Origin of the sequence: Neorickettsia helminthoeca str. Oregon (genome assembly GCF_000632985.1) — a bacterium.
In the GTDB taxonomy this organism is placed as follows: Bacteria; Pseudomonadota; Alphaproteobacteria; order Rickettsiales; family Anaplasmataceae; genus Neorickettsia; species Neorickettsia helminthoeca.
Genome location: NZ_CP007481.1, coordinates 313149 through 337281, shown reverse-complemented (window position 1 = coordinate 337281; position 24133 = coordinate 313149). Strand labels below are relative to the sequence as shown.

Annotated in this window: 26 protein-coding genes, 2 tRNA genes and 1 pseudogene; 12 read left to right on the top strand and 17 right to left on the bottom strand. The window is 41.9% G+C overall.

Annotated features, from left to right (window positions below; translation table 11 throughout):
- Window positions 1–2 precede the first annotated feature (2 nt).
- The 5 genes from sppA to NHE_RS01690 form a co-directional block, all read right to left on the bottom strand.
- The gene (gene sppA, locus NHE_RS01710; RefSeq protein ID WP_038559319.1) at window positions 3–929 is read right to left on the bottom strand and encodes a signal peptide peptidase SppA; all 927 of its coding nucleotides are present in this window, start codon (window positions 927–929) and stop codon (window positions 3–5) included.
- A 6-nt stretch (window positions 930–935) separates the two neighbouring features.
- Entirely contained in the window at window positions 936–2621 is a 1686-nt protein-coding gene (locus tag NHE_RS01705) for a S1 RNA-binding domain-containing protein (protein ID WP_051579554.1), read from the bottom strand.
- A 96-nt stretch (window positions 2622–2717) separates the two neighbouring features.
- A complete protein-coding gene (locus NHE_RS01700; RefSeq protein WP_051579552.1) occupies window positions 2718–3494 on the bottom strand; it encodes a lysophospholipid acyltransferase family protein in 777 nt (258 codons plus the stop codon).
- 16 nt (window positions 3495–3510) lie between these two features.
- Window positions 3511–4611: a peptide chain release factor 1 gene (gene prfA / locus NHE_RS01695; protein ID WP_051579551.1), complete on the bottom strand. Its 1101-nt coding sequence runs from the start codon at window positions 4609–4611 to the stop codon at window positions 3511–3513.
- Between the two features lie 143 nt (window positions 4612–4754).
- Window positions 4755–6020 (bottom strand): HlyC/CorC family transporter, encoded by a 1266-nt coding sequence (locus NHE_RS01690; protein WP_038559314.1) that lies wholly within the window; start codon window positions 6018–6020, stop codon window positions 4755–4757.
- A gap of 243 nt (window positions 6021–6263) precedes the next feature.
- Here NHE_RS01690 and yidC point away from each other — a divergent pair, with 243 nt between their 5' ends.
- A complete protein-coding gene (yidC, locus tag NHE_RS01685) occupies window positions 6264–7967 on the top strand; it encodes a membrane protein insertase YidC (protein WP_038559311.1) in 1704 nt (567 codons plus the stop codon).
- A gap of 58 nt (window positions 7968–8025) precedes the next feature.
- A complete protein-coding gene (gene ribH, locus NHE_RS01680) occupies window positions 8026–8475 on the top strand; it encodes a 6,7-dimethyl-8-ribityllumazine synthase (RefSeq protein ID WP_038559308.1) in 450 nt (149 codons plus the stop codon).
- Window positions 8476–8541: 66 nt separating this feature from the next.
- Here ribH and NHE_RS01675 read toward each other — a convergent pair whose 3' ends face one another.
- From NHE_RS01675 to NHE_RS01655, 5 genes are read right to left on the bottom strand one after another with little or no spacing between them, the layout of a single operon-like run.
- Window positions 8542–8835 carry a frataxin domain-containing protein gene (locus tag NHE_RS01675; RefSeq protein WP_038559306.1) on the bottom strand — a complete coding sequence of 98 codons (294 nt, stop codon included), beginning with the start codon at window positions 8833–8835 and terminating at the stop codon, window positions 8542–8544.
- Window positions 8832–9326: a F0F1 ATP synthase subunit B family protein gene (locus NHE_RS01670; protein WP_038559303.1), complete on the bottom strand. Its 495-nt coding sequence runs from the start codon at window positions 9324–9326 to the stop codon at window positions 8832–8834. Before NHE_RS01670 ends, NHE_RS01675 begins: the two co-directional genes overlap by 4 nt.
- Entirely contained in the window at window positions 9308–9841 is a 534-nt protein-coding gene (locus NHE_RS01665; protein WP_038559301.1) for a F0F1 ATP synthase subunit B family protein, read from the bottom strand. The genes NHE_RS01670 and NHE_RS01665 overlap by 19 nt, the downstream gene beginning before the upstream one ends.
- Complete coding sequence (locus tag NHE_RS01660) at window positions 9842–10069, bottom strand: F0F1 ATP synthase subunit C (RefSeq protein WP_038559298.1); 228 nt, start codon at window positions 10067–10069, stop codon at window positions 9842–9844. It abuts the gene before it with no gap.
- Window positions 10070–10094: 25 nt separating this feature from the next.
- Window positions 10095–10826, bottom strand: coding sequence for a F0F1 ATP synthase subunit A (locus NHE_RS01655; protein WP_038559296.1), 732 nt, complete (start codon window positions 10824–10826; stop codon window positions 10095–10097).
- A gap of 152 nt (window positions 10827–10978) precedes the next feature.
- On the opposite strand from NHE_RS01655, the gene NHE_RS01650 reads away from it, so the two are divergent.
- The gene (locus NHE_RS01650; protein ID WP_232215024.1) at window positions 10979–11791 is read left to right on the top strand and encodes a YihY/virulence factor BrkB family protein; all 813 of its coding nucleotides are present in this window, start codon (window positions 10979–10981) and stop codon (window positions 11789–11791) included.
- A 78-nt stretch (window positions 11792–11869) separates the two neighbouring features.
- On the opposite strand, the gene hemB is transcribed toward NHE_RS01650, so the two are convergent.
- Entirely contained in the window at window positions 11870–12838 is a 969-nt protein-coding gene (gene hemB / locus NHE_RS01645; protein ID WP_038559291.1) for a porphobilinogen synthase, read from the bottom strand.
- 206 nt (window positions 12839–13044) lie between these two features.
- Here hemB and NHE_RS01640 point away from each other — a divergent pair.
- From NHE_RS01640 to NHE_RS01630, 3 genes are all read left to right on the top strand, one after another.
- Window positions 13045–13120, top strand: a tRNA-Val gene (locus tag NHE_RS01640).
- A 342-nt stretch (window positions 13121–13462) separates the two neighbouring features.
- Window positions 13463–14038, top strand: a complete 576-nt coding sequence (gene def / locus NHE_RS01635) for a peptide deformylase (RefSeq protein ID WP_038559288.1) — start codon at window positions 13463–13465, stop codon at window positions 14036–14038.
- Window positions 14039–14103: 65 nt separating this feature from the next.
- Window positions 14104–14175: transfer RNA gene (locus tag NHE_RS01630), tRNA-Glu, on the top strand.
- Window positions 14176–14208: 33 nt separating this feature from the next.
- Here NHE_RS01630 and NHE_RS01625 read toward each other — a convergent pair.
- On the bottom strand, window positions 14209–14655 hold the full coding sequence (locus NHE_RS01625; protein WP_038560465.1) for a PAS domain-containing protein: 447 nt from the start codon (window positions 14653–14655) through the stop codon (window positions 14209–14211).
- A gap of 158 nt (window positions 14656–14813) precedes the next feature.
- On the opposite strand from NHE_RS01625, the gene NHE_RS04455 reads away from it, so the two are divergent.
- The 5 genes and pseudogenes from NHE_RS04455 (at window position 14814) to NHE_RS01615 (ending at window position 17269) form a co-directional block, all read left to right on the top strand.
- Complete coding sequence (locus NHE_RS04455) at window positions 14814–15140, top strand: hypothetical protein (RefSeq protein WP_232215023.1); 327 nt, start codon at window positions 14814–14816, stop codon at window positions 15138–15140.
- Window positions 15103–15393: a DNA-processing protein DprA gene (locus NHE_RS04505; RefSeq protein WP_332248307.1), complete on the top strand. Its 291-nt coding sequence runs from the start codon at window positions 15103–15105 to the stop codon at window positions 15391–15393. The genes NHE_RS04455 and NHE_RS04505 overlap by 38 nt, the downstream gene beginning before the upstream one ends.
- Window positions 15380–15529, top strand: a pseudogene (locus NHE_RS04530) (DNA-processing protein DprA); the annotation flags it as partial. The gene NHE_RS04505 and the pseudogene NHE_RS04530, both read left to right, overlap by 14 nt.
- Complete coding sequence (locus tag NHE_RS04450) at window positions 15530–15892, top strand: DprA-like winged helix domain-containing protein (protein WP_232215022.1); 363 nt, start codon at window positions 15530–15532, stop codon at window positions 15890–15892.
- Window positions 15893–16333: 441 nt separating this feature from the next.
- Window positions 16334–17269: a complex I NDUFA9 subunit family protein gene (locus tag NHE_RS01615; protein ID WP_038559285.1), complete on the top strand. Its 936-nt coding sequence runs from the start codon at window positions 16334–16336 to the stop codon at window positions 17267–17269.
- Window positions 17270–17409: 140 nt separating this feature from the next.
- On the opposite strand, the gene hemC is transcribed toward NHE_RS01615, so the two are convergent.
- The 4 genes from hemC to NHE_RS01595 all read right to left on the bottom strand — a co-directional run bounded on the left by hemC (window position 17410) and on the right by NHE_RS01595 (window position 20881).
- Window positions 17410–18282, bottom strand: a complete 873-nt coding sequence (hemC, locus tag NHE_RS01610; RefSeq protein WP_038559284.1) for a hydroxymethylbilane synthase — start codon at window positions 18280–18282, stop codon at window positions 17410–17412.
- Window positions 18283–18312: 30 nt separating this feature from the next.
- Window positions 18313–19443, bottom strand: a complete 1131-nt coding sequence (locus tag NHE_RS01605) for an FAD-dependent monooxygenase (protein ID WP_232215021.1) — start codon at window positions 19441–19443, stop codon at window positions 18313–18315.
- 2 nt (window positions 19444–19445) lie between these two features.
- Complete coding sequence (locus NHE_RS01600) at window positions 19446–19703, bottom strand: NADH dehydrogenase ubiquinone Fe-S protein 4 (protein WP_232215020.1); 258 nt, start codon at window positions 19701–19703, stop codon at window positions 19446–19448.
- 167 nt (window positions 19704–19870) lie between these two features.
- A complete protein-coding gene (locus NHE_RS01595) occupies window positions 19871–20881 on the bottom strand; it encodes a quinone oxidoreductase family protein (RefSeq protein WP_038559276.1) in 1011 nt (336 codons plus the stop codon).
- 217 nt (window positions 20882–21098) lie between these two features.
- Here NHE_RS01595 and NHE_RS01590 point away from each other — a divergent pair, with 217 nt between their 5' ends.
- Window positions 21099–21842, top strand: coding sequence for a hypothetical protein (locus tag NHE_RS01590; RefSeq protein ID WP_038559273.1), 744 nt, complete (start codon window positions 21099–21101; stop codon window positions 21840–21842).
- 156 nt (window positions 21843–21998) lie between these two features.
- On the opposite strand, the gene sdhA is transcribed toward NHE_RS01590, so the two are convergent.
- Window positions 21999–23792 (bottom strand): succinate dehydrogenase flavoprotein subunit, encoded by a 1794-nt coding sequence (gene sdhA, locus NHE_RS01585; RefSeq protein WP_038559270.1) that lies wholly within the window; start codon window positions 23790–23792, stop codon window positions 21999–22001.
- Window positions 23793–24133: the final 341 nt, after the last annotated feature.

The following is a 24133-nucleotide window of genomic DNA, read 5'->3' as shown; positions in this document are numbered from 1 at the left end:
ACTTAACGATAAAAAGCACCTGGGAAAACGGCGAGTAACCCTGAATAGGGAGTACCAAATAATCTCCACGCCTCCAAAAAAGAAGACGGACTCAATTGGCTCAACTGGAATCCTCCGTGAGCGACAAGTGAAAGATTCTTAATCTTTCCAGTTACGCCATTTTGTTTTAGCCACTCTACAGCATTATTTTCATCACCGATCTCATCGATCAATGAGATCGCAATAGCTTCAGTTCCAAGGAAAACTTTCCCAGTAGAAATTTCTTCGATGACTGCTGGATCGGAGATTCTCCTACGCTTAGTCACCAAGGAAAGAAAATACTCACCAGCTGCATTCACAGAGCGCTGCAGTGCAAAACGAGTCTCATTAGGAACTTTCTCGAAAGTTGAAGGTAAAGCCTTCAATCTCCCTGAACGCACGACTTCCATTTTAACCCCAATCCTGCTAGCAAGATCATGTAGATTAGTCACCTGCACCATCACACCCACGGAGCCAACAATGCTCGAATTGTGAGCTATAATATGGTCTGCAGCCATCGCAGCCATATATGCCCCAGAAGCCATCACCCCGTGGCTCACCACCACAAGGGGCTTCACTTGAGCAACTGATTTCAAGGCATTATAGAGAGCCTCGGAAGCAGCTACAGCACCTCCAGGGCTATTGATGTGCAATATAACAGCCTTTATTTTCGGGTTGTATGCAAAGGAAGCAATGCGCCTATCACGATCCAAGTCATAATCAATGAAACCGGACAGGGCCACCCTAGCTATGTAAGGACTAACAGACTTGTCAGATATATATTCACCAGAGAAAAAGGAACCGCACACAAAAACGAGCCCAACGCCCACTGCAAGAGTGACTACTTTCCAGAAAAGAACCGCCTTCCGCAGACGGAGATTCTCAACAATTGTATCCCCGAAAAAGTTCATAAACTACTACTCGTCACGGTTTTCTACGGAATGATCTACTTCCTTTTCCTCAGCTGCCATAGACTTCTGATCTTCAGCGATACTCAACTTTATAGAATATCGCTCCTTACCACAAACGACAAACTTAAGTCTCTGACCCACTGCTAGGCGACTCACATCTGCCTGCGCAGTGAAGAATTCCAAGCCTTCTCTGACTTCAATGTATATTCCATCGTCTTCGACACGCATTATCTTAGCTTCAATCAACTCACCCTCATTGACTGCCTCAATAAACTCCTCGAAAGGATCATATTCAACGTACTTCAAGCTAAACATCACCCTTCCGCGGTCAGCATTGACGTGAACTAATTTAGCTTGCACTTCATCGCCGACTTTGAAGCGTTTTAGATCTTTTCTAGGATTCTGGGACCAACTTATGTTCGCAACCCTCACATATCCTCTGACATATGAATAATCTTGATCCACTAACATCAGTACCATTCCGGAATCAGTGATCTCTGCCACCCTACACTTGAGCAGGACTCCTAACCCATATGCTTCTAGGAATTTCTTCCATGGATTAGTGTTGCACTGTCTTATACTCAAGGCTATTTTGTGACTTTCTTCATCGACGGAGAGGAGCATCACATTTACCTTCTGGTTAGGTAGAAAAAGAGGCTTTTCCCTCGTCCAAGAGATTTCTCCGCTGTGAACCAGACCCTCAACACCCTCCTCCAATCTCACGAAGACGCCATAATCCTCTATTGAAGTCACGACTCCAGGATATATATTTCCCGGGGTATATTTTTTTGAGATATCTTTCCAAGGGTTATCAGTGAGTTGTTTCACACCTAAGGAGATACGGCCTTTTTCTGTATCTACACCTATCACCTTTACACGGACTTCTTGGCCGACGGAGTAGATTGATGATGGATGTGTAACCCTAGCCCATGAAATATCATTGATATAGAGCAAGCCATCTACTACACCGACTTTATCGGACTCGTGGATCTGAATGAACACACCATAACTAGCGATACTTTTCACTCGGCCATCTATTATTTCCCCCTCTTTGATTGTGGAGATATACTCAGCTCTCGCGGATTCGTGAACGGCTCCTAGTGCCTTTTTCCTGGAGACGAAAATCTTACCTGTTTTCGGCTCCATTTTGAGAATCCTGAATTTCAATTTTACTCCAACTAAGGTTGCTGGATCGGATACAGGCCTCACATCCAAGTGGCTATTAGGGAGGAAAGCATTTAATCCTTCGACTTCTACTATACAGCCGCTTTTTATCGTATAGAGTATCACACCTTCGATGTCTTGCTCTGAATCGTTGAGGTACATATCATACAGTCTATCCCAGACCTTCTGTTTGAGTGCTTTAGTATAACTTAGTACTAAGCTTCCTCCACCGGTTTCTGTCTTCTCAACATATACCATTATTGACGATCCGATTTGCAGTTCATCGACATTTGGGAACTGCTGGATAGGGATTTTACCCTCCGATTTCAGGCCCAAATTGACCAGTACAAAGTGCGGACTAACTGACTTTATTATCCCCTCTACAACATCGCCCTCTTTGATCATGGAGTCGGAGAATTGTTCTTCGAGAATGGAAGTGAAATCCTCCTCGGTATATTCAGGAACCTGAGAATAAAACTTTCTTTCAGAGGATCTGCTGGTAGTAATGTAAAATTGTTGCTTGCTCATACTTGAATTTATATCTTTGTTTTAGGAGGACAAGAGTAGATGATAATATAAAAGATTCTAAAGAGAAATAACCTGGGACACCGTAACATACATCTTTCATTCAGTGGAGGGAGCGAGATGAGTGTTAACATTTTCCAATAGATTATTTGTGTGCTCCTCTATCGTTTTTCTGAGTGTTCGCAGGAATTCATCGTCTCTGAGTCCAGGCGGGATTGGAGGCAATACGTGTATTACAACTCTCCCACTTTTCTTATTACTGAAGTACCCCACGGGCCAGATCTGGCCAGCGTTCAATGCGACTGGTATCACAGGTAGTTTCAGGTGTTTATATAAAGCCACTATTCCCCTTTTATATTCCACTTGTTGCCCGACTTTGGTTCTTCCACCTTCTGGGTACAGGATAATGGTTCTATTTTTTGCAAGTACCTTTGCTTGTCTGAGCATTTTTCTGAGTACATCTACTCCATTAGACTTTTTTGAATAGGTGATAGTGATCATCTTTGTCGCAATCATGTACAGTCCGAAGATGGGAATGTAAACAAGACTTCTCTTCAGGATGAAAGCTGGTTTAACGAAAAGATCGGCTAACAGCAGTACATCGAGCGGAGAGTGATGCTTAGAAGCAACAATAAACTTTTCATATACTTCTATATTCTCTCTACCTCTGACCTCGAACTCTACTCCGAGGAAAAGCTTCAGGGAAAATAGAATCCCCTTAACCCAAAATTTTCTGACCTCGATTACTTTTTCGGGAGGCAAGAAAATCGAAGGAAGCATAATTATCCCGTAGATCACGGTCCACAGCACGAAAAATAGATTAAATAAGAAATTCGCGCCTATATATTTCATGTCTTTACAGATTTTACATTTCATCTGGGTAAACGATTCCTCAAGAAAACTTAGTATTCTCTGATTCAATTCCCGCTAGAATTCGCACTTCATTTTCTCTGACAAGGGCATCGATTATAGGTTCCAGCTCACCTTCCTTGATTGTCTCATTGATCCTGTACACAGTTAAATTGATTCTATGATCAGTGATTCTCCCTTGTGGAAAATTATACGTCCTAGTTTTTTCAGAGCGTTCCCCAGAGCCAATCTGTGATTTCCTCATTGAAGAAATTTCCTTTTCGACTTTACTACGCTCTATTTCATACAAGCGGACTTTTAAAATTTTCATTGCCTTAGCGCGATTTTTATGTTGAGACTTCTCATCTTGCTGCATCACGACTATACCAGTTGGTATATGTGTGATACGTACCGCGCTATCAGTGGTATTCACGGATTGACCTCCAGGACCACTTGAACGATACACATCGATACGTAGATCTTTATCATTTATTTTCACATCGACATCTTCTGGTTCCGGAAGCACCGCTACGGTCGCAGTTGAAGTATGTATTCTTCCAGAACTTTCAGTTTCCGGTACGCGCTGGACCCTGTGCACTCCTGATTCGAATTTCAATTTCGAGAAAACATCTGATCCACTAATACTCGCAGTCGCTTCTTTATAACCACCTATTTCATTATGGGAGATGCTTATAATTTCGAACTTCCATTTCATACGTTCTGCGTATTTGTGATACATATTGAAGAGACTTGCTGCGAAAAGAGCTGCTTCATCCCCGCCGGTACCTGCTCTGACTTCCAATATCACATTGAGTGAATCGTCTTTATCCTTGGGGATAAGCATTTTTTTTATATCTAACTCAAGCTTAGGGAGAAGTACCTGCAGTTCTTGCAAGTCAGTTTTCGCTATTTCTCGGATCTCTGGATCTTCTGAAGAATTTTTTAGCAAAGCGCTCAAGTACTCAATTTCATCCTGTAGCTTCTTACGCTTATCTATGAGTTCAACCTTTGGCCTGAGGTCCGAATACTCTTTAGAGAGTTTAGCAAACTCTTGAGAGTCTATTTTTTCGGGGAAGCGGAGTTTTTCTTCGAGATAGAGGCACCTTTTTACAATTTCATCAAGAAGATTTGCTACACCACCCATGCTCATGAAAAACAGTCCAATTTTATATTACTTCTCCTCAGATAACCGCGACATAGAGCTTCCATTACCACAATGCGGCACCTAGAAGTTATATCACGAATATGGATTTTTTTTCTACACCCGGGAAAAACATGTAAACAAACTTATTGAGATGAGCGTCCTACTCTTTTCAGCTTTACCGATACGATTTTATTACTCTTTTTCTTTAGGATCTCGAGCACACAGCCACACATCTCGAATATCTCTCCTTCACTTGGAATTCTTTCTATTTCATCGATGATCATACCAGCGAATGTATGATTATTCTCCGTAGGGAAATTGAATCCCATTTTTTTGTTCAAATCTCGTATAGGGATTCTTCCATTTATTATGTAGGCTCCATCACCACTTTCTTTGATATCCTGGTAGTTATGCGTATAGACTGCTTCCCCGATTATCTCCTCCATAATATCGGAAAAAGTGATAACACCTATCGCATTACCGTATTCATCGATAACTATGGAAAAATCATTTTTGTTCACCTTGAAATTATGCAACTGCACACTCACCAAGGTACTCCCTGGAACAAAAAGTGGTTCTTCTAGATAATCTCTGAGATTAATTTTGAACTTGTTAGCACATGCAATTCTGAGTCGACTTGCATCAAGAACCTTGACAAAATTATCATCCTTATCTTTCCACAAGGGGATCCACCTATATCTTGAAGATAGGACCGTACGCATTATATCCTCCTTGGAAAGTGCTATATTGATCGAGCAAACATCCCTACGGTGAGTCATAATTTTGTCAACATGAATCTCTGTGATATCGAGTATGTTACCTATGACTTCCAAGTTTTTCTGTACATTCTGTTGAGAGTGTGACTTCTTGTGCAACACCAGCAATCCACGAATCGTATCATATGGCGACAGAATCTCACTAGAACACTTTAATGGGTTGAACCACTTAAGTGAAATCTTGATAACAATGTTCAGGTATTGAACCAAGGGCCCGAAAATTTTCACTACAAAGGAAATGAAATAGGCAAGAAACATTCCTAAATCTTCGGGATGGCTGATTGCATATGCCTTAGGTAATATTTCGCCGAACACTACTACAACTGCGCTCACAACAAACGTGGAGATTATTATTCCCAAACTTCCAAACACGTCGATCACAAGGAAGGCCGATACTGAGGATGCAAACATATTAGCTACGTTATTACACAACAGAACCGTACTGATGACACGCTCCTTATCATCATATAGTTCCAGTAAAAGAGCGGCCTTGGTACTACCTTTGTTCTTGAGCTGCGTCAACTTCGCTGGATTGACAGCAGTAATTGCAGTTTCGCTGCCTGAGAAGACACAGGAAAGCAAGAGAGAGGCAAAAAGAAGAATGAGAAAAAAAACGACCAGCAACCCAGACATCAAAAACCTACCTATTATCTAACTGTTTCTGCAACAGTCTAGGCGCCACGTAATGGACACACAAGAAAGATTTTTCACAGTTACACAAAGTCCACGTAGGACACATACAACTGTAACCAACAGGAACATCTTCTTATCAATAGCTCAGGCCGGCAATCAGTTTACTTATAATTGTAAATTTTCTGTATGTCGAGAGTTTTTATGCTATGATACTATCTCGAGTTCGTTAGTATTACATACTAGATGCAGCAGACCTATAACGTCTTTATAGCTACTTTTCTATCCTTCCTAGTGATAATCGGCTGGAACCTTCTCTTTGATAGTTCTGCGCATAGGGATGCTCCCAGGGAAGCAACGAACAAAACAAAAGTGAAAGTTTATGATTCTATAGAGGATTCCCTAAAGGCAGACAGAGTGATTCTCAGTAACGGAAAATTACAGGGAAGCATCCTTTTAAAGGGATTAGTTTTAGATAATTTGTCGCTGAAGGAATATAAGTCGGATGATGGCACTGATAGATATCAATTGCTGCGTCCCGTTAGAACCGCCAGTGCGTACTCAGTGAATCCCGGGTGGAGCACGGGAAATGATGTAGAACTCAAAACACCAGATTCGAATACGCAATGGAAGTCCGATGGTACATCACTCACGCCGGAAAATCCTGTGACTTTCTTCTGGGATAACGGATCTGGGCTGTTATTCAAGGTACTCATTAGCATCGATGACAAGTATATGTTTACCTTCAAGCAAACTGTTGAGAATAAATCATCGAATGATCTTAGCGTTGCTCCACATTTCACTATCACTAAGCAATCTCAGGACACACAGAAGAGTATGCTGATAATGCATGAAGGACCTATTGGAGTCATCAAGGACAAGCTGATTGAGCTGAAATACAACAAATTGGTAAAGAAAAATAAAAGTTTATTAATAGAAGAAGATCCACGTAATTACTCCAAGTGGTTCGGTTTCTCAGAAAAATATTGGTTGGTATCACAAATCCTCAGGAATCCCACTGAAGGAAAAGTATACATAAGTCACTCTTTGGACAATAACAATAACGACATTTTTCAGGTGACGACTTTCCATCCGCATAGAATAATAAGAAGTGGCAGCTCTATCACTCAGGAAACTGAGCTTTTTGCTGGGCCAAAAGAACTAGCATTATTGGAGGAGTATTCCAGGTCCATGAAAATTCTTTTCTTTGATAGGGCGGTGGACTTCGGGATACTCTACGTTATGACCAAACCAATTTCCAGACTGCTACAAATCTTTTATCGCGTAGTCGGGAATTTTGGAGTTGCAATCATTTTGTTGACACTATTCATCAGACTACTGATGCTTCCGCTTTCCGTAAAATCAGGAGTCTCGATGGTTAAGATTAAGGAATTGCAACCAGAAATTTTGAAAATCAAAAAGTTGTATAAGGATGATAAAATCGCATTGAATAAGGCAAGCGTTGCACTCTTTAAGAAATACAATGTCACACCAATGTCTGGATGCCTCCCTACTATTCTGCAGGTACCGGTCTTTTTTGCATTGTATAAGGTCATTTTCATCACTATAGAGATGCGTCAGGCACCCTTCTTCCTTTGGATTAAGGATCTCTCGCTACCCGACCCAACCAATCTATTTACTTTATTTGGTCTCCTCGATTGGAATTGCCCAACTTTTCTTTCAATAGGCATTCTACCAATCTTGCTTGGACTCACGATGATCGTGCAACAGAATCTTACTCCTTCACAATACGAGGACGGCACGCAGGCTTTCATGATAAAATCGATGCCATATGTATTTATGTTACTATTCGCGAATTTTCCTTCAGGTTTAGTTTTGTATTGGGTATTCAATAATATACTTTCAGTGTTGCAGCAGTTCGCGATAGGGAGATATCTACTTTCCAAGCATATAAAACAGAATGCGAGCAGAGCTGAGAAAACATCTTGATTGATTCTTTAAATTATGCTAGAGCTCCCGGTGTTCCTATCTCTTCAAAAATGCGGAAATGCGACGTAAAATCTTGGTGATATGCAGCAAAGTAAATCCAGAGATCTGTAAAAAACTCTATGAAACTGCGATAGAAGAGCTCAAGCAAAGGGGTTTACGGTATAAAGCGGTCTACGTACCTGGCGCGTTCGAGTTGCCTTCCGCACTGAATCTGTTGCAAGCTGACTGTTTTCTTGGTTACGTCTTGCTTGGATGTATCATTAGATCAGGGACTCCACACTTCGATTATGTGTCTTCCGAAGCCTGTCGTGGAATAATGCAAGTCTCTCTTGAAAAAAATTTAGCTTTAGGGTTTGGTGTGATCACTGCAAACAATATGGAGCAAGCATTGGAACGCATCGTACCATATGCAAAAGCAGCAGTCGCAGCATGCGTATCAATGATCAATTTGAAGGAACGGAGTAGAAGTCTGTTTGAAGAGGAGTCTTGCGAGGATTCGGATTTATAGCTGAAATCCGGGTCCACCGGTATTTGAGACGCGCCAAGTTACTCCGAATCAGGGGGTTGCCGCGCACTACCCTTCGCTTGAGAGAAAGTTATTCACCCAGGCGAAGATTTCTTCGCCGTCCTTGTTAATGAAACAACCTCTATCCTGATCCATTGAAAAACGCATGGACCCGATAACAGTATTTGAAATCCATAATTCCATGAGATCGAGTTTTTTATTTATCAGGAGCACGCCCTTTTTTGTGAGAATCTCCACACTACTAGCAAGGCACTCATAATCAATACAGGAATTACATCCTTCGACGAGCGTGACAACTTCTTCGAAAACCCCAGCAGAGAGCTCATCAAAAGAGGTGGTCACTTCTCTTTTAACCTAGTGAAATTCATCGAAAGTTGTTCCGTCATGCGGCTAATCATGACCTCATGCTCACTGTTTTGTATGGATTTTATGCCAAAATCCTTAACAAAAGCACAGACTTCATCCATCAAAGAAAGCTTCAGCCTTACAAGAAAAATTCGATTCTCCTCTGTAATAGCAACTCGTGCTCTCTCCAAAGCAGAAGCAAACTCTTTCTCTATTCTTTTTTTACCAGCTTCAGTGATCTTGGCTGCACGGGTTTTTGCGCGAGCCAGTATTTCCTCCACCTCATCATCAAGCTGAGCACTACTCTGGATTGCAGACCTCAAGGACTCCTTAGCCACATGGAGCCGCTCCTCGAGTGAATCAACTCCAGTCGCAATCCCCTTGGAGTACTTATCTAGAATGTTCCTTATTGCCTTAGTGACGGGCCTGAAAAGCAGCGACACAGCTGCAACAAAAGCAACATTTATTACTATACTCTCGACTGACATTTTCGGAACTTTTCAAAGATAGAAGTAAAATCACTCGACACCCTATGTCTAAGAGAATCAGTATCAGCACTCTGAGGCATGAATCGACCATAAACTACAACATAGCAATCCAGCGAAAGCTCAAAAAAGAGCTGCTCAAGAACATCAGCATTGTCAGCAAGAAAATTATTGATAAGCGCAACATTCTCCTCTCTCAAATCAGCGACAATCGCTGAGAGCTTTTCGTTTGCCGACTTTTCCAATTGAGATATAGCTATACTCGCATCCTTCAGAATGTTCTCGGCAGCGAACCTAGCATCAGATAAAGCAGCGTCGCGCTTTTCCTTAAAACGCACAAGGTCTGAGTTAATATCCTCGAGGAGTCTTTTATTTTCCCCGAGGAATGCTGCTCGGGTACCGAGCGACACGCTCAGTTTAGGGAGGAAGACAAATCTAACAAAAAAATACAACAGGAAGAAGGATATGAAGAACCAAAATATCTGACCAAAATAGGTAGATATATCGAACTGAGGCATCTACACTACGAAGATCAACAATAAGGCAAGGACAAACGAGAAAAGACCCATTGCTTCAGTAAGAGCCGCTCCTGCATAAACGTATTTTTTCAATTTTTCCTCGGATTCCGGGTTTCTAGCAATACCATTGAGCATCATAGAGAAGATATTACTTACACCAAGAGCAGCGCCCAACATTCCAATCACGGAGAATCCAATTCCCAAAAACTTAAGCCCTTCGAGTTCCATAGGTCAATTCATAAAAATAAATAAATCAGTGTCTAACCAACGAGTCATTCAGATAAACGCAGACCAATACAACAAAAATGTATGCCTGCAACATTGCAATAAACACCTCAAAGACTATTAGTACCACCACAAATGCAAAAGATAAAGGGCTGACTAGCAGCGAAATTGGTTGAACGAATCCAGCAATGACCTTCAGAATCGTGTGACCCGCAATCATATTCGCAGTCAACCTTATCGCCAGACTGATAGGTCTAAAAAAATAAGTACAGACCTCGAGAAGAATCATCAGAGGAGCAATCCAAAGAGGTGTTCCGTTAGGGAGGAAGATCGAAAAAAAAGCCTTTCCCTGTTTCCTGAATCCGATCACGGTCACGTAGACGAAGACCACAATTGCCAGTGCTAGGGTCACTACTATATGGCTCGTCACGGTGAAACTCATGGGCAAAGGAAGCATTCCGGCTAAATTAGCGAAAAGTATATATAAAAATACCGTGAAGATCAGAGGTAGGTAATCTAAACCCGCCTTACCGCAATTGCTTTTCACAATGTCCGCAACGAAGTTATAGACGATCTCAATAAAAGACTGCATCGAACCCGGTACAATCCTGGTCCGCACTATACCAGAAAAAAGAAAGAGCGAAGCCAGGACAACTGCCAACACCATGTACAGTGAGGAGTTAGTGAAATCCACATTCCAACCGAAAAAATCAGGAAGTGCGAAAATTGGAAATACTTCAAATTGCTTTAGGGGACTCATATGAGAACTAGTTCCTATAATCGCATGGTCTGCTAGAATTCTGGAAAAGTCAAATAATCTGATTAGTATTTATACTTGTCTCTCCAGGAGTAGCTAAGCCAACAAAACATATGAAGCGGATTTTTATCCTATTAAAGATATCTCTTTACAACATGCTTTACCATGGTGGTTCTGAGTATGCGGGTTACTTATCGTTTTTGCTGCTATTATCGATTTTTCCATTTTTGTTTTTTTTTACTGCCGTTGCGGGACACATAGGTAGCATCGTAGATGAATCATCATACGAAATCACAAGGAAATTACTTTCCCTTTTCATAGATGGCGTTCCGGAAAACATCATCGAAGGTATAATGCCCTACATCAAGGAAATCCTCGAAGGCCCAACTCAAAGTCTACTTACTTTTACGATTCTCGGTGCGATATGGACTGCATCATCCATAGTCGAGGGACTCAAAGCTGCAGTGAATAGAGCTTATAATTTCAGTACTGATGCCTTGGTGTATGAATACATCTTCAGAAGATGCATAAGCATAGTACAGTTTCTTATGATCTCCATGACTATTTTGCTCTTCTTGTTATTTCCGACGATATATCCTCTGCTGACGAAGAACTTGAAATTCCTTTCCTTGGTCGTGAAACCGGATTGGATTCCGTACAATATTCTCACGACGTTCTGCATGTTTTTTTTTGTTGCGGCCCTGTACATTTTTTTTCCAAAGGAAAGACAGAAATTCATTGATGTCATCCCTGGGAGTGTGGCGGTAGTGGCACTATGGATTATTACTTCAGTTTCGTTTTCATTTTACTTACGCTCATTTACTCAGATGAGCCTGATATATGGCAGCATCGCGGGGATAATTGTGATAATGACATACTTCTATCTCATCAACTTGTGCTTTATATACGGAGCGGAGCTAAATGCGCTGAATAAGCGACTCGGTGATGACAACTTCAGTGGATGGTGAGTATAAAGAAACACCTCCATCAAGGATACGGCGATCCTAGAATCCTGATCAAAGGACGGCGGAAAATTGTACAGATACCTAGGGCTTCAAGTATTCCGCGACCTCAATGGCAGCATATGTACAAATCGAGCTCACACCTGCTCTTTTTATTCCAATAAGTGATTCTATTAACATTTCTATTCCACCGTATTGCCTGAACATCTGATACTCACCACTCACCTGATATGCAAAGATCGGAACAGAAAATTGATCCACAGCCTTCCCTATGACATCGAGGAATAAGTTTGCTGGTTTTATCATTACAATATCCGCCCCTTCAGCTATGTCCACTTCTATTTCTCGCATAGCCTCACCAGAATTCCTGCAGTCCACTTGATAACTTCGTTTATCTATTGGGCCTTTATTTACTCCTATGGCGCTTCTAAACGGTTTGTACAGTTTGGATGCGTATTTCACTGAGTAAGATAGGATGGGAACGCTACTAAGGTTTCCAAGATCCAGGGCATTCCGGATTGCAAGGATCCTTCCATCCATCATATCTGATGGTGCAATCATATCACTACCGGCAGCAACCTGTACCAACGCTTGTTTCGCTAGTAATTCTAATGTTTCATCATTGAGGATTTTCCCATTCTGTAGTAATCCATCATGGCCGCTGATTGTGTAGGGATCAGCTGCAACATCAGTGATTATGACTATTTCGCTACTGAAGCGTTCCCTAAGCCCGCGTACAGCGCGACAAATTAGATTATCTGGGTTGTATGCTTCTTCAGCGTTATCACTTTTCTTAGACTCATCTACTCTCGGGAAGAGCATGAAACTACGTACCCCGCAGGATAAGGCGCGATCTATTACTTTTCCCAACATATCGATTGAGTATACATTTACTCCGAGCATTTCTTCGACCGATAACTCAAGATTCTCACCCTCCACAACGAACACTGGAAAAATAAACTGTGATGGAGAGATGAAGGTATCCGCAACTAGATCCCGCATAATAGGATTTTCACGAATCCTTCTCAAGCGAACAAAAGGTGTGGTAATCATTTTGATATTCTGAATCCAACTCCTGGATGATATCACTCCTGGATACTGATCGGCAAATAGCTATTAATCCGGATCTATATTTATCCGAGCGGTGGTAGCGACTTATAGGGATTCTACCAAGGCAAAAATAATCCATGCGAAGGACTTCCTAATCATAGAACTCGACTTTACATGCAGCGAAAAACGAATATACAATGTACTTCATTGGGTGGTTAGCTCAGTTGGTAGAGCATCTCGTTTACACCGAGGAGGTCAGCGGTTCGAGCCCGTTACTACCCACCACTTCTTTCATGTTGAGCGGGTCTGGCTCTATATGCTGGTGGTTATTTCCTCTGGTTTGTATCTGCTCTATTGAAGTTGATTCATCATGTGGGTCGTGCTCAAATCGCTTCCTCTGGTTTGCGCATTGGAGGTCCTGCTCCGTCGTGTGGGTCGACTCTGTGTAGTTGGAGTTTCCCATCTTACTTGCAATGAGAAGTTGAGGATGAGTCCGCCTGACCCTTTTATGAAGTAATTCAGCTATATGCGCTTGTGATCCCCTCACTTAAGGGTCTGGTAAATCTTTACATAAAAGTTCTTACATAATACACTGGCGTATGTATTTTCACCGCTGAGAAATTTCTCGTGACATTATTAACATTAGTCATAGCTCCCGATCCAAGGCTCCAGATGGTCTCCGAACCTGTAGATAGTGTATGTAACGAAACAAAAAAATTCATGGATGATATGCTCGAAACAATGTATGAATCCGGTGGAATAGGTCTAGCGGCGGTTCAAGTTGGTGTACTGAAGAGGATCATCGTTGTCGACATCTCAGAAGGAAAGGAATGGCGTTATTCACCACTTGACCATCCTGATTACACGAGTTGCGGAGGCCCGTACTACATGGCTAATCCTGAAATAATTGAGTTCTCCGAAAATCATGTTCTCGCTTATGAGGGATGCCTGTCTGTACCGGAACAGAAATATGAAGTAAGCCGTCCTGATGCAATCACCGTTAAGTATCTGGGTTATGATGGAAAAGAGACTGTCTTAAAGGCAAACGGTTGGCTGGGACGGTGCATACAACATGAGATTGATCATATCGACGGAAAACTTTTCATATCTCATTTATCTAGGCTTAAATTCGACATGGCAACAAAAAAAGCACTAAAAATAAAGAGGCGCCATCTCGAAGAGGATGCTTCTTCAGAGGTTTAATTTCTATCAATATTGACAACAAAGCCAGTATAGCTTAAGCTTTGTCCCGTGCTTTAGCGCTTTCTGGCTCCTTCGTCTAGCGGTTAGGACATCACCCTTTCACGGTGGAAACACGGGTTCGATTCCCGTAGGAGTCACATATCCAGTTCTTTTTTCTTATCTGCGTTGACCTAGTAGATTTTGCAGTTTACCGCGCAGATCATTGAGGTCACCTTTTCCCCATCATCGCTGAGTGGCAGGATGCATTGTCTAAATCTGACCTCTTCTTGATTGCCATTTAGTGCTTCACCTGAATCTGTCATAGGCTCTTGAGTTTCGAGTACCTCATCCAAGTACTCCTGGAAAGTTTCTGTATCTGGTGAAACAAATTGTATGAACGTTTCATGAAAAATACCCTTGTCAGCAAACTGCCTCACCTTGGAACCAACATATCCAACATGATAATCTATCTTCCCATCATCCTGATGAACATCCACAACCACACAGTAAGGCATTATATGGCCTATCTCGTCAACATCTAGATCACTTTTCTTAGGAAACTTATTCCCACCTTGAATCTGTTTCCAGTATTCACATAACTGGCCCATGATGCGACGCTCAACGAAATTCTGATTCATATGGAACACAACTCCTCCCTTTACATCGATTCTAGTATATAGCAATTAAGAAGGTGCTAACGCCAAGAAATACATCCAAGATTTACAATTCACGCAGAGTATATTAGAAATACTTTATAATTATTAAGAATTTATCTCGAAATGACTTGATCTCCTTGATGCAGTTATCCAGGACAGTAGGCGAGATTACTTTCTACTCGATGCTAAAACTGCGCAAAACGACAGAGAACGCTCTGATACAGGTTTCGACGCTGCAAAAACGTACAAGCAAGAAAATCAATTCACCTACAAAAACTGCAATTTTGAAAGAAATAGAGGCAGTTGAAGATTTCGATGGCACCATCATCGTGTCGTGTGAGGAAAAATATAGTTCCAAGCTCAGAAGAATCAGGGATGCACCACCTATCATTGCGACCAAAGGAAACGTGGAGTTACTGAAAACCCAGCATAGGAATAATAGGCTCGAGGAATGCAATAACAAATAGTTGCAATTTTGCTTATTCAATCGCTTTTGATCTGGCAAATGAAGGATTCAGCATTGTTTCTGGTTTAGCTACTGGTATAGATGCAGCAGCTCATAGCATCATCAATAAGAGTCTACCGACTATCGCTGCAATAGGAACTGGCATAGATCGTTATTATCCAGTTGAGAGTCAAAGACTCTATCATCAACAATGGTGGCTTAGTAATCACAGAAGTCCCTTTTGGAGAGCGCGGATAATCTATACATTTTACTAGGAGAAATCGCATCATCTCAGGACTGGTAGAATGCATAGTAGTAATCGAAGCATCTGAGAGCCCTGGTTCACTTCTTCTCACGGCACAATACGCCTTAGCACAAGGGAGACCCATCTTTGTCGCCTCTGGATCACCATTGGATGAAAGATTTGCAGGTGGCAATAGACTGATCAAACAGGGTGCTACACTAATCGAAGATGTATATGATGTATTGAATACCTTGCGCAACACAAGCAGGACAACTGATTATCTAACTCTTTTGGATGCTGAAGAAGGATTCACACATTTCAGCAGCTTTGAAGATGATGCCGAACAAATAAAAAACACCAAAGCTCAAATCCTAGAACAACTAGAACTAACTCCTGTCTCCATGTATGAACTGATGCACAGACTTTATCTCAATGAAAGCACTCTTCTAAAGGCAATCATTGAGCTAGAAATAGAGAGGAAAATATCCAGATTAATAGCGGATGAGGTCTCCATCTTGTACGACTCATAACTTGAATCCTCTGATTCGCTACGGAAAATTACCGAAAGTAAACACGCATTAGCCTAACAGAATAGAGATACAATAACTCAAGTAGTAAACTCACGACAAAAGGTATTCTTCTCGTACGAGGCAATTTCGATCACCGATCCACTCAATTCGAGTAGCAGTAGACGTTTTACCTTAATTGAACCACTACAATATCCATAAAAAGAAATACTGGAAACGTGCTACCAAGTCAGATACCTTGCTTTCTGTTTTAGACTGTGAAAGACTATCCTATGCCTGGGCTACGCGTGAAAAGCCTCGAAACTTTGAGCTACGAAAAACTTGAAGGAGACTAAAACACTCACGTCCATCGTGATTTGAGCGGCTGCCGTTTCCACCTATACGAACAGGTCTCAAGTTTAAGAAGCTGGAAACGGTTGCTCGGGTATTTTTATTTTTTACACCATGAAAAAAATAACTATATTCGGTGGAAGCGGCTTCATAGGGCCTTATGTAGTAAGAGAACTTGCTAAAGCGAACTATCAGATCACTGTTGTCTCGCGCTCGATGATCAAGGAGAAAGAACTAAAGTTATCAGGAAATCTAGGGCAAATCTCGGTTCGCAGAGGTGATATAAGAAATCCTGATGATATACGCACCAGCATTATGGGATCTGAGATTGTGATAAATCTAGTCGCTATTTTAGGTGGAAATTCGTCTTCCTCGATGGATGAGATCAATAATTTGGCGTGCGGAGCTTTGGCGAAGATTTCGGCGGAGTGCGGTGTAAAAAGATTCATCCACTTCTCTGCACTGGTTGGCTGCGCTGGAACTACACGTTATGGAAAAAGTAAAATCGAAGGAGAAAACGCTGTAAGGGCAGCTTTCCCTGATAGCATCATAATAAGGCCGAGTGTTGTTTTCGGTGAAGAAGATAATTTCATTAATTCATTTATAAAGCTGGGCAAACGATTACGTATCATACCGTTACCATTGGGCGGGAAAGCGGTCTTTCAACCGGTATATGTAGCCGATCTGTCAAGATTTGTATGTAGAGTAGTTCAGGATGACAATCTGAGAAATAAGGTTTATACAGTCACCGGACCGAAAGAGTATACATTGGGACAAATATGCTCAATAATTCGTGAGAATCTGAAAATGAAGATGTTATGCCTCCATGTACCATACTGGTTGATATTCTGCATGGCAAGGATAATTGGGTTTTCACTATTCAAGCCGATGAACAAACTGCTTTATGGTAGAACTGCTCCAATAGTGACGTGCGAACAGGTGAGAATGCTAAAGTATAGTAGCGTCTCCAACAAAAATGCATTGCCAGAATTCGGGATTTCTCCAACTCTGCTTGAGGAAAAGTTACCCTTATACGTGGAAAACATATAAACTATTCCTCCAACGAGAATGCATTGCCGGGATTTCTCCAGCTCTGCTTAAGAGAAAGTTATGATTACACACAAGCATTTCTGTCTGAGAATGTTGCTTTTCGCAGTTTTGCCGTAAGTTGCAGACGACTCTCCACATACCTAGGACTCACGAGCTCGCTTCGTCAACAATTCTGACGCTGCGCATCTACCAATCCGAGCCGCATCTCTGGCTGGACCAGACTTCTCAACGAAAAACGGTTGATTACCCTTTCCCAGCATCCCTTTGAAATGTAAAATGTCTCCTCGCATCGTTGCAAGACCACCAAGTGCAGTCTTGCAGTCTCCATTAATTTCCTCGAGGAAAGCCCTTTCAGCTATAGCGCAAGTAGTTGTCTCCTCATCGAAAATCTTTGAGATCAACTCAGCTACCCAGTGATTATTCCGCTTTAATTCGACAGCGAGTGTTCCCTGTCCTACAGCAGGGATCATGAGGTCCTCATGTAGCACCTCGGAAACAAAATCCGTGATACCAAGGCGCTCTATACCGCAAAGAGCAAGAATAATACCATCGAGATTCTTAGCTTTTTCTATTCTCGTGCCAATACTCCCTCTAAGCGGAGTGCTCTGGAATCTCCTATCAAGCTGAATCACCCTCCTAGGAGAGCAACTCCCTATTCTCGCTCCATCCGGCATGGAAGCCATATTCGAATAGTAAAAGGAAATAAATACATCATTATGGGAAGCACGCTTCAAGACCGGCACGACTTGCAGATCTGGATGGTAGAAAGCAGGAACATCTTTCATCGAGTGGACTGCAATATCTATCTCATCTTTGAGTAAAGAACCCTCCAATTCTTTTAGAAATAGGGCTTTCCCACCTATCTCTGTCAGGGGAATATCAGTAGCATCACCAGAAGTTTTCACTTGAATCACTTCGATTTTTTTGCAGTACGGGCTTAGCGCTTTTCTCACTATCTCCGTCTGCGCTAAAGCTAGAGGTGAGGAGCGCGTCCCTATCCTGAGAGATGTCATATACAAGAATAACTAGTCCAGCCAAGGCAATTATAGATCTTTACCAGCAGCACGAGTCACGAAGAAGCGCTTCAATTTCATATTTGATTCAATGAAGTCCAGTACTAAACCTCTAGCACAGCGCATAAGTACGGATTTTCCGGAAAACGACCTAACGAGAAAATCAGTAAAGGCAACCATCGAAAGAACACTTTTTCTCCTCTTACTAATGTAGGTGTCAATCAGACCATCGAATGCATCCAAACCATATTTATTCAGCACATTGTACAGATCTCTTAGATCGTATACCGCCAAATTAAAACCCTGTCCTGCGACTGGGTGTATAGCGTGAAACGAATCCCCTATAAGAATCACTGGACCCTTACGAGGACTTATGCAGAAACTCAGTAAAAGCGGATAAGAAATTCGAGGCGTTAAAACTTTTTTGAATTCAATACCGGAAATTTTTTGTACTTCCCCCAAGAACTGCTGCTCATCCATGTTTTTAAGCGTCTCAGCAAAAGGGAACTTAACTGTCCAGATCAAAGAAAAATCCGTTTTCTTACTTAGTGGCAAGAGCGCGAACGGTCCACCCTCTAGGAACAGCTCAACGGCAATATTATAATGTTCCCTGCCAGTACTTCTGAGATTACAGACGACACAGGCCTGCCTATAACCAGCGGAAATCATTTTGAATCCAAGCAAACCCGCAGTATTGGAATTCCTTCCTTCTGCGACTAGCATATACCTACCCTCGACTATAGTATCATCCTGAAAATTCACACGCACTCTGTCATGGGAATAGTCTATCTTTTCATAGGCTTGCGCGTAATTTATTTCGATTCCCCTATATAGGACATCCTGCAGAACCAGATTAGGTACTACATAACTCATTGGCGAATCTATATCCGCATCACCACTTTCAAAATGAAGAAAAGAGGCACTTTTCTCCTGAAAAGTGTATATATCCAATATTGGTACGGCAGAAGGAGCAATAGCATCCCATAATCCCAATGTCTCGAAAAATCTTGCTGATTCATAACTTATGGCACTGGTTCTGTAATCAACGCGGGAACCATTGCTTTTATCAAAAATATAGTAGGAAAATCCGAGCTTTTTCAGTAACTGAGCTGCTAGCACCCCTGAAAGTCCGGCACCAGAAATTATAAAATCACAAAACACTGCTATTTGAAATTATCTGCATAAGACTTGAACCTCATATGCGACTCCTGAGGATAGATAACATTATAAGGGATACCATTCCTTTTCGCATAGGACTCCGCCGACTCAAGTGTACTAAACTCCAGCGACACCTGAGAATTTGTTTCGAAGCTACCAACCCATCCCATCAAGGCTTCCTGGTATTTACCCCTACGAGAAACGAATTTAAGAACCCACTTACGTTTGCCACGGCCAGACTGCACAACACTAGCGCTCGGCATATATATCACAGCACTTCTCATACATTCGATGAACGTGATCCGGTCCCAAGCCGACCACTTCTATAATACTTATAACACAATGGGCGCAGATTTCTAATCACTTCCGCGCAGATGAGAAATTCATTAAAGAGACCTCCGCGAGTAGTGCCAACAACCATGCTTTGACATCAAAGCAAGACTACTGTCGCACCACTGACATTACCAGCTTCGATCTCCTTATGTGCTACATGTATCTGCTCCAAGCCTTTGTACCTGTTCGCGATGTTTGGAACAATCTTTCCAGTTTTCATATAGTGAAACACCTCTGCAACAGCCAGCACAGATTCCATATGATTCCGAGAATAGTGGAACAATGAAGGATGAGTGAAAAACAAAGATCTAGCTCTGAAAGCTTTCCAGGACATTGGTGGAATTTCACCCGACCTTTGTTCATACAGAACATATATACCAAAAGTACATAGAGAATTAAGAGAAAATAAATAAGTATCCTTACCAATGCAGTCATAGACAGCGCTGACGCCGTATCCACGAGTAAACTTCTGGACCTTTTCTCTTAGAACTTCCAAATCATCCGAGTAGTTGAGCAGCATATCGCATCTGATATTTTTAATACTCTCAATCTTTCTTCGTGAGCTCACTGTACCCACGATCTTGCACTCAGGAGCCCTAGCCTTGATCCACTGACATAACATATCCCCGACATCCGTATCCACGGCATGGACCATCACTGTAATGCCATCTCTTACGAGGTAAGCTCTACATGTGAGATAAAAAGATAACATTCCAGTATGTAAGCACGCCGCCACATCGACATCCGAAAGATAGTCAGGGATCTTATGTAGGTACTTTAGATGTATGACCCTCTCATCGGAATAAGCCCCATAAGGTATACTAGTGTAACAGACTCTATCACCTGGTTTGACATCGGCACTCGCACCTTCACCTAGAGCCTTGACAACACCAACCGCCTGACACCCAACAATTGCAGGTAATCTCAGTCTACTAGCATTTTCACGTAAATTATAAAAACCACTTCTTTGCTCGATGTCTATATAGTTCACACCAATTACAGTGTGCTTAACTAAAGCCTCGTTCTTATTTGGCGCCCTGAACTTAATTTCCGTAGGCTTCAAAACCTCTGGACCACCGGTTTTCTTTATAAGAAGTGCTTTAACCATAAACTCTTTTTCAATCTTCCTGAGAATTCTATCCCAGCAATTTTTAATAAACTACTATCAGAGAGGATGTCATTTTAGATCGGACAGGCATAATAAACCTGATTCACATATTCATGTGGGTTCGATCTAGTCAGATATCCGGCATGAGACCACGAAAATGAGAGACTCCTATCGCATACCCTGTAGAATGATTAGAATTAATCAAACGAGAATCAGTATGTACAAAGCTCAGAAGAAAATCCTACTTGCAGGATATAAGAAATCACATGCTTGGCTTTTCACAGGTATCCACGTGGACAATATCTTCGAAATTGCAAACAACTATGCAAAATGGATACTCAAATCAGAGAATGCAATCGGCGACCTACTGATACTCAAGGAAAAAATTCTGAAGATCGAACATGCAAGAAAAATCACTGAGTTTCTCAGATTGACAACTAGTTCATGTACGCAGAAGGTGATCATTATCAGTCATTTTGAGAGTATGACACTCAGTGCAGCAAATGCGATGTTAAAAATCTTAGAAGAGACAAATCAACTTGCGACAATCATAATCATCACGAAACATGCACATCAAGTGATCAGCACAATCCGGTCACGCTGCTTTAATTTACACTTTCCGTATATTGATGAGTCACATGAGGACTCTATCCTGATCAGCCACTATAGGGAATTGCTAGAATCAGCACGAGATCAGACTCTGTTCCAGAGAAAACTCCCAGACGATGTTTTAAAAAGGCTCATTTGTTTTTCATTCAGCAGGATAATAAAGTATCACCACGGACTCCTGGATAAAGAGATTTTTCAGACAGAAAAAGTACTACTAAAAAATCTGGAGAAATCTAAGATATTCTGGCACTACAGGTGGCTTCAAATAAGCGAGGTACTAGCAATAGAAAGAGAGCTGAACGTAGAAAAAAACAATTTGTTAAAGATTGTCCTCGCAAGCGAAACACTATAAAACCCAGAACAAGCTAGGAACGGAGCAACTCGTAGAAGAATCTGTGACCCACAAGAAATCGTGCAGTTATGGCTGTCACATGAAATTCATAAGAAGAAAGGAGATTCCAGCTTCCTTCCAGGAAAGTGGAGACTTCTTCGCAGGCCGGAGAATATCTTAATAGACTCTCTTCTTAGGTGGAAAAGATTCTATTTCATTTGTCATAGGTTGGAGATGCACAGGTCTATAATCAAATTTTGTCTTACCGCTACCCGGATTAAGCCAAAATAACGTATGCTTCAACCAATCATTATCGTTTCTTTCAGGATAATCCTCCCTGGCATGACTGCCTCTACTTTCTTTCCTATTAGAAGCAGACTCTATAGTCGCAATTGCCTGTCCAACCATATTATCCAACTCGAGCGTCTCTACAAGATCAGTGTTCCAGATTAGTGAGCGATCTGTAACTTTCACTTCTTTCAATTCCTTAAGGACTTCCCGCATTTTTCTGCAACCCTCATCTAGAACACTTTGCACTCTGAATACTGAAGCATGCTCCTGCATGATGGACTGCATTTTTTTCCTCAATATCGCAGTCGAGAAAGCACCATCTGCATGGCGGAACTTATCAAAGCGTGCAAGTATCCTATCAGTGATCTCTTCGCTAATCGTGGAATGCTTTTCACCTTGTTTTATGACTTCCTTAGCTCTCATTGCGGCAGCTCTACCAAAGACCACAAGATCCAATAGGGAATTAGAACCGAGTCTGTTCGCACCATGCACAGAAATACATGCCGCTTCACCTATTGCCATCAGACCAGGTACGACTTTTTCTTTATCATCCCCATCTACTGTAAGTACCTCAGCATGACGATTTGTCGGAATTCCACCCATATTATAATGCACGGTTGGTTGTACAGGGATAGGTTCTTTAGTGACATCCACGTTTGCAAATATACGAGCGGTTTCACTTATACCCGGAAGCCTTTTTTCTATGATGTCCCTATCTAAATGGGAAACCTGAAGGAAGATATGATCTTTCTTCGGGCCTACCCCTCTACCAGCCCGGATCTCCATAGTTATGGAGCGACTGACGACATCCCTAGATGCAAGATCCTTAGCAGTAGGAGCATATCTAGGCATGAAGCGCTCCCCCTCTGAGTTGACTAAGTAACCCCCTTCACCTCGGACTGCCTCGCTGATAAGGCATCCAGCACCATAGATGCCAGTAGGATGAAACTGAACAAATTCCATGTCTTGGAGAGGTAATCCTGCACGTAGAACAAATGCGTTTCCATCTCCAGTACATGTGTGTGCGCCAGTAGCTGAGAAGTACACCCTACCATAACCGCCGGTAGCGATGACAACTATATGCGCTCTGAATCTATGCAAGGATCCATCTTTTAGATCCCAAGCTATTACACCTTTACATACCTGACCATCCATCAATAAGTCCAGGACTATATACTCCACAAAGAACGTGGTTTTATGCTTTATAGACTGCTGATAAAGCGTATGTAGTATAGCGTGACCAGTCTTATCTTCTGCTGCACAAGTACGTATGGCACTTCCATTTCCATAGTGAGTAGTCATACCTCCGAAAGGACGCTGATAAATTTTTCCCTCAGCAGTCCTGGAGAATGGTACACCGAAATTTTCCAACTCTATTATGGCCTCAGCCGCGTTCTTACACATGTACTCGATTGCATCCTGATCTCCCAACCAATCTGAACCTTTCACCGTATCATATGCGTGCCATCTCCAATCATCCTCGCTGACATTACCCAGAGCTGCACTTATTCCACCCTGAGCAGCAACCGTGTGACTCCTCGTAGGAAATACCTTGGATATACATGCGACCTTCAAGCCCTGGCTAGCAATACCTAAAGTCGCTCTTAACCCTGAACCACCCGCACCAACTACAACAACATCGTATTCATGTTCAACGATCGGATAGCTATTGAGAGTCATAGAAAGAACGCACTTGTTAATACTCTGAATTGTATTCCAAGCAATCTAGGAAATCCATCATAATGAATAAAACCAGATTCACTCTTTCTCCGAAGATATTGTGCCAAATTCAGTATATTAGGCTTAATGGACTAACCAAGCCGCAGGACATTATTGAACCTTTGAATAGCTGAAGACTCACCTAAATAAGGTAATATCCATGTACCACACATACACGAATATGATGTAAGCTCACCTGAATAGACGTATATACATTTATCGACCTGCAGTATGGAAGTTTTAAGTCTCATTATCTGCGCTTCTACTGTGCTGCGAATTCAGGTAGAATAGAACGAGTAGTT

Coding starts and splice junctions, on each gene's coding strand:
- sppA (WP_038559319.1), bottom strand. CDS start 929: ATGAACTTTTTCGGGGATACAATTGTTGAGAATCTCCGTCTGCGGAAG.
- NHE_RS01705 (WP_051579554.1), bottom strand. CDS start 2,621: ATGAGCAAGCAACAATTTTACATTACTACCAGCAGATCCTCTGAAAGA.
- NHE_RS01700 (WP_051579552.1), bottom strand. CDS start 3,494: ATGAAATGTAAAATCTGTAAAGACATGAAATATATAGGCGCGAATTTC.
- prfA (WP_051579551.1), bottom strand. CDS start 4,611: ATGGGTGGTGTAGCAAATCTTCTTGATGAAATTGTAAAAAGGTGCCTC.
- NHE_RS01690 (WP_038559314.1), bottom strand. CDS start 6,020: ATGTCTGGGTTGCTGGTCGTTTTTTTTCTCATTCTTCTTTTTGCCTCT.
- yidC (WP_038559311.1), top strand. CDS start 6,264: ATGCAGCAGACCTATAACGTCTTTATAGCTACTTTTCTATCCTTCCTA.
- ribH (WP_038559308.1), top strand. CDS start 8,026: ATGCGACGTAAAATCTTGGTGATATGCAGCAAAGTAAATCCAGAGATC.
- NHE_RS01670 (WP_038559303.1), bottom strand. CDS start 9,326: ATGTCAGTCGAGAGTATAGTAATAAATGTTGCTTTTGTTGCAGCTGTG.
- NHE_RS01665 (WP_038559301.1), bottom strand. CDS start 9,841: ATGCCTCAGTTCGATATATCTACCTATTTTGGTCAGATATTTTGGTTC.
- NHE_RS01660 (WP_038559298.1), bottom strand. CDS start 10,069: ATGGAACTCGAAGGGCTTAAGTTTTTGGGAATTGGATTCTCCGTGATT.
- NHE_RS01655 (WP_038559296.1), bottom strand. CDS start 10,826: ATGAGTCCCCTAAAGCAATTTGAAGTATTTCCAATTTTCGCACTTCCT.
- NHE_RS01650 (WP_232215024.1), top strand. CDS start 10,979: ATGCTTTACCATGGTGGTTCTGAGTATGCGGGTTACTTATCGTTTTTG.
- hemB (WP_038559291.1), bottom strand. CDS start 12,838: ATGATTACCACACCTTTTGTTCGCTTGAGAAGGATTCGTGAAAATCCT.
- NHE_RS01625 (WP_038560465.1), bottom strand. CDS start 14,655: ATGAATCAGAATTTCGTTGAGCGTCGCATCATGGGCCAGTTATGTGAA.
- NHE_RS04455 (WP_232215023.1), top strand. CDS start 14,814: ATGCAGTTATCCAGGACAGTAGGCGAGATTACTTTCTACTCGATGCTA.
- NHE_RS01615 (WP_038559285.1), top strand. CDS start 16,334: ATGAAAAAAATAACTATATTCGGTGGAAGCGGCTTCATAGGGCCTTAT.
- hemC (WP_038559284.1), bottom strand. CDS start 18,282: ATGACATCTCTCAGGATAGGGACGCGCTCCTCACCTCTAGCTTTAGCG.
- NHE_RS01600 (WP_232215020.1), bottom strand. CDS start 19,703: ATGCCGAGCGCTAGTGTTGTGCAGTCTGGCCGTGGCAAACGTAAGTGG.
- NHE_RS01595 (WP_038559276.1), bottom strand. CDS start 20,881: ATGGTTAAAGCACTTCTTATAAAGAAAACCGGTGGTCCAGAGGTTTTG.
- NHE_RS01590 (WP_038559273.1), top strand. CDS start 21,099: ATGTACAAAGCTCAGAAGAAAATCCTACTTGCAGGATATAAGAAATCA.
- sdhA (WP_038559270.1), bottom strand. CDS start 23,792: ATGACTCTCAATAGCTATCCGATCGTTGAACATGAATACGATGTTGTT.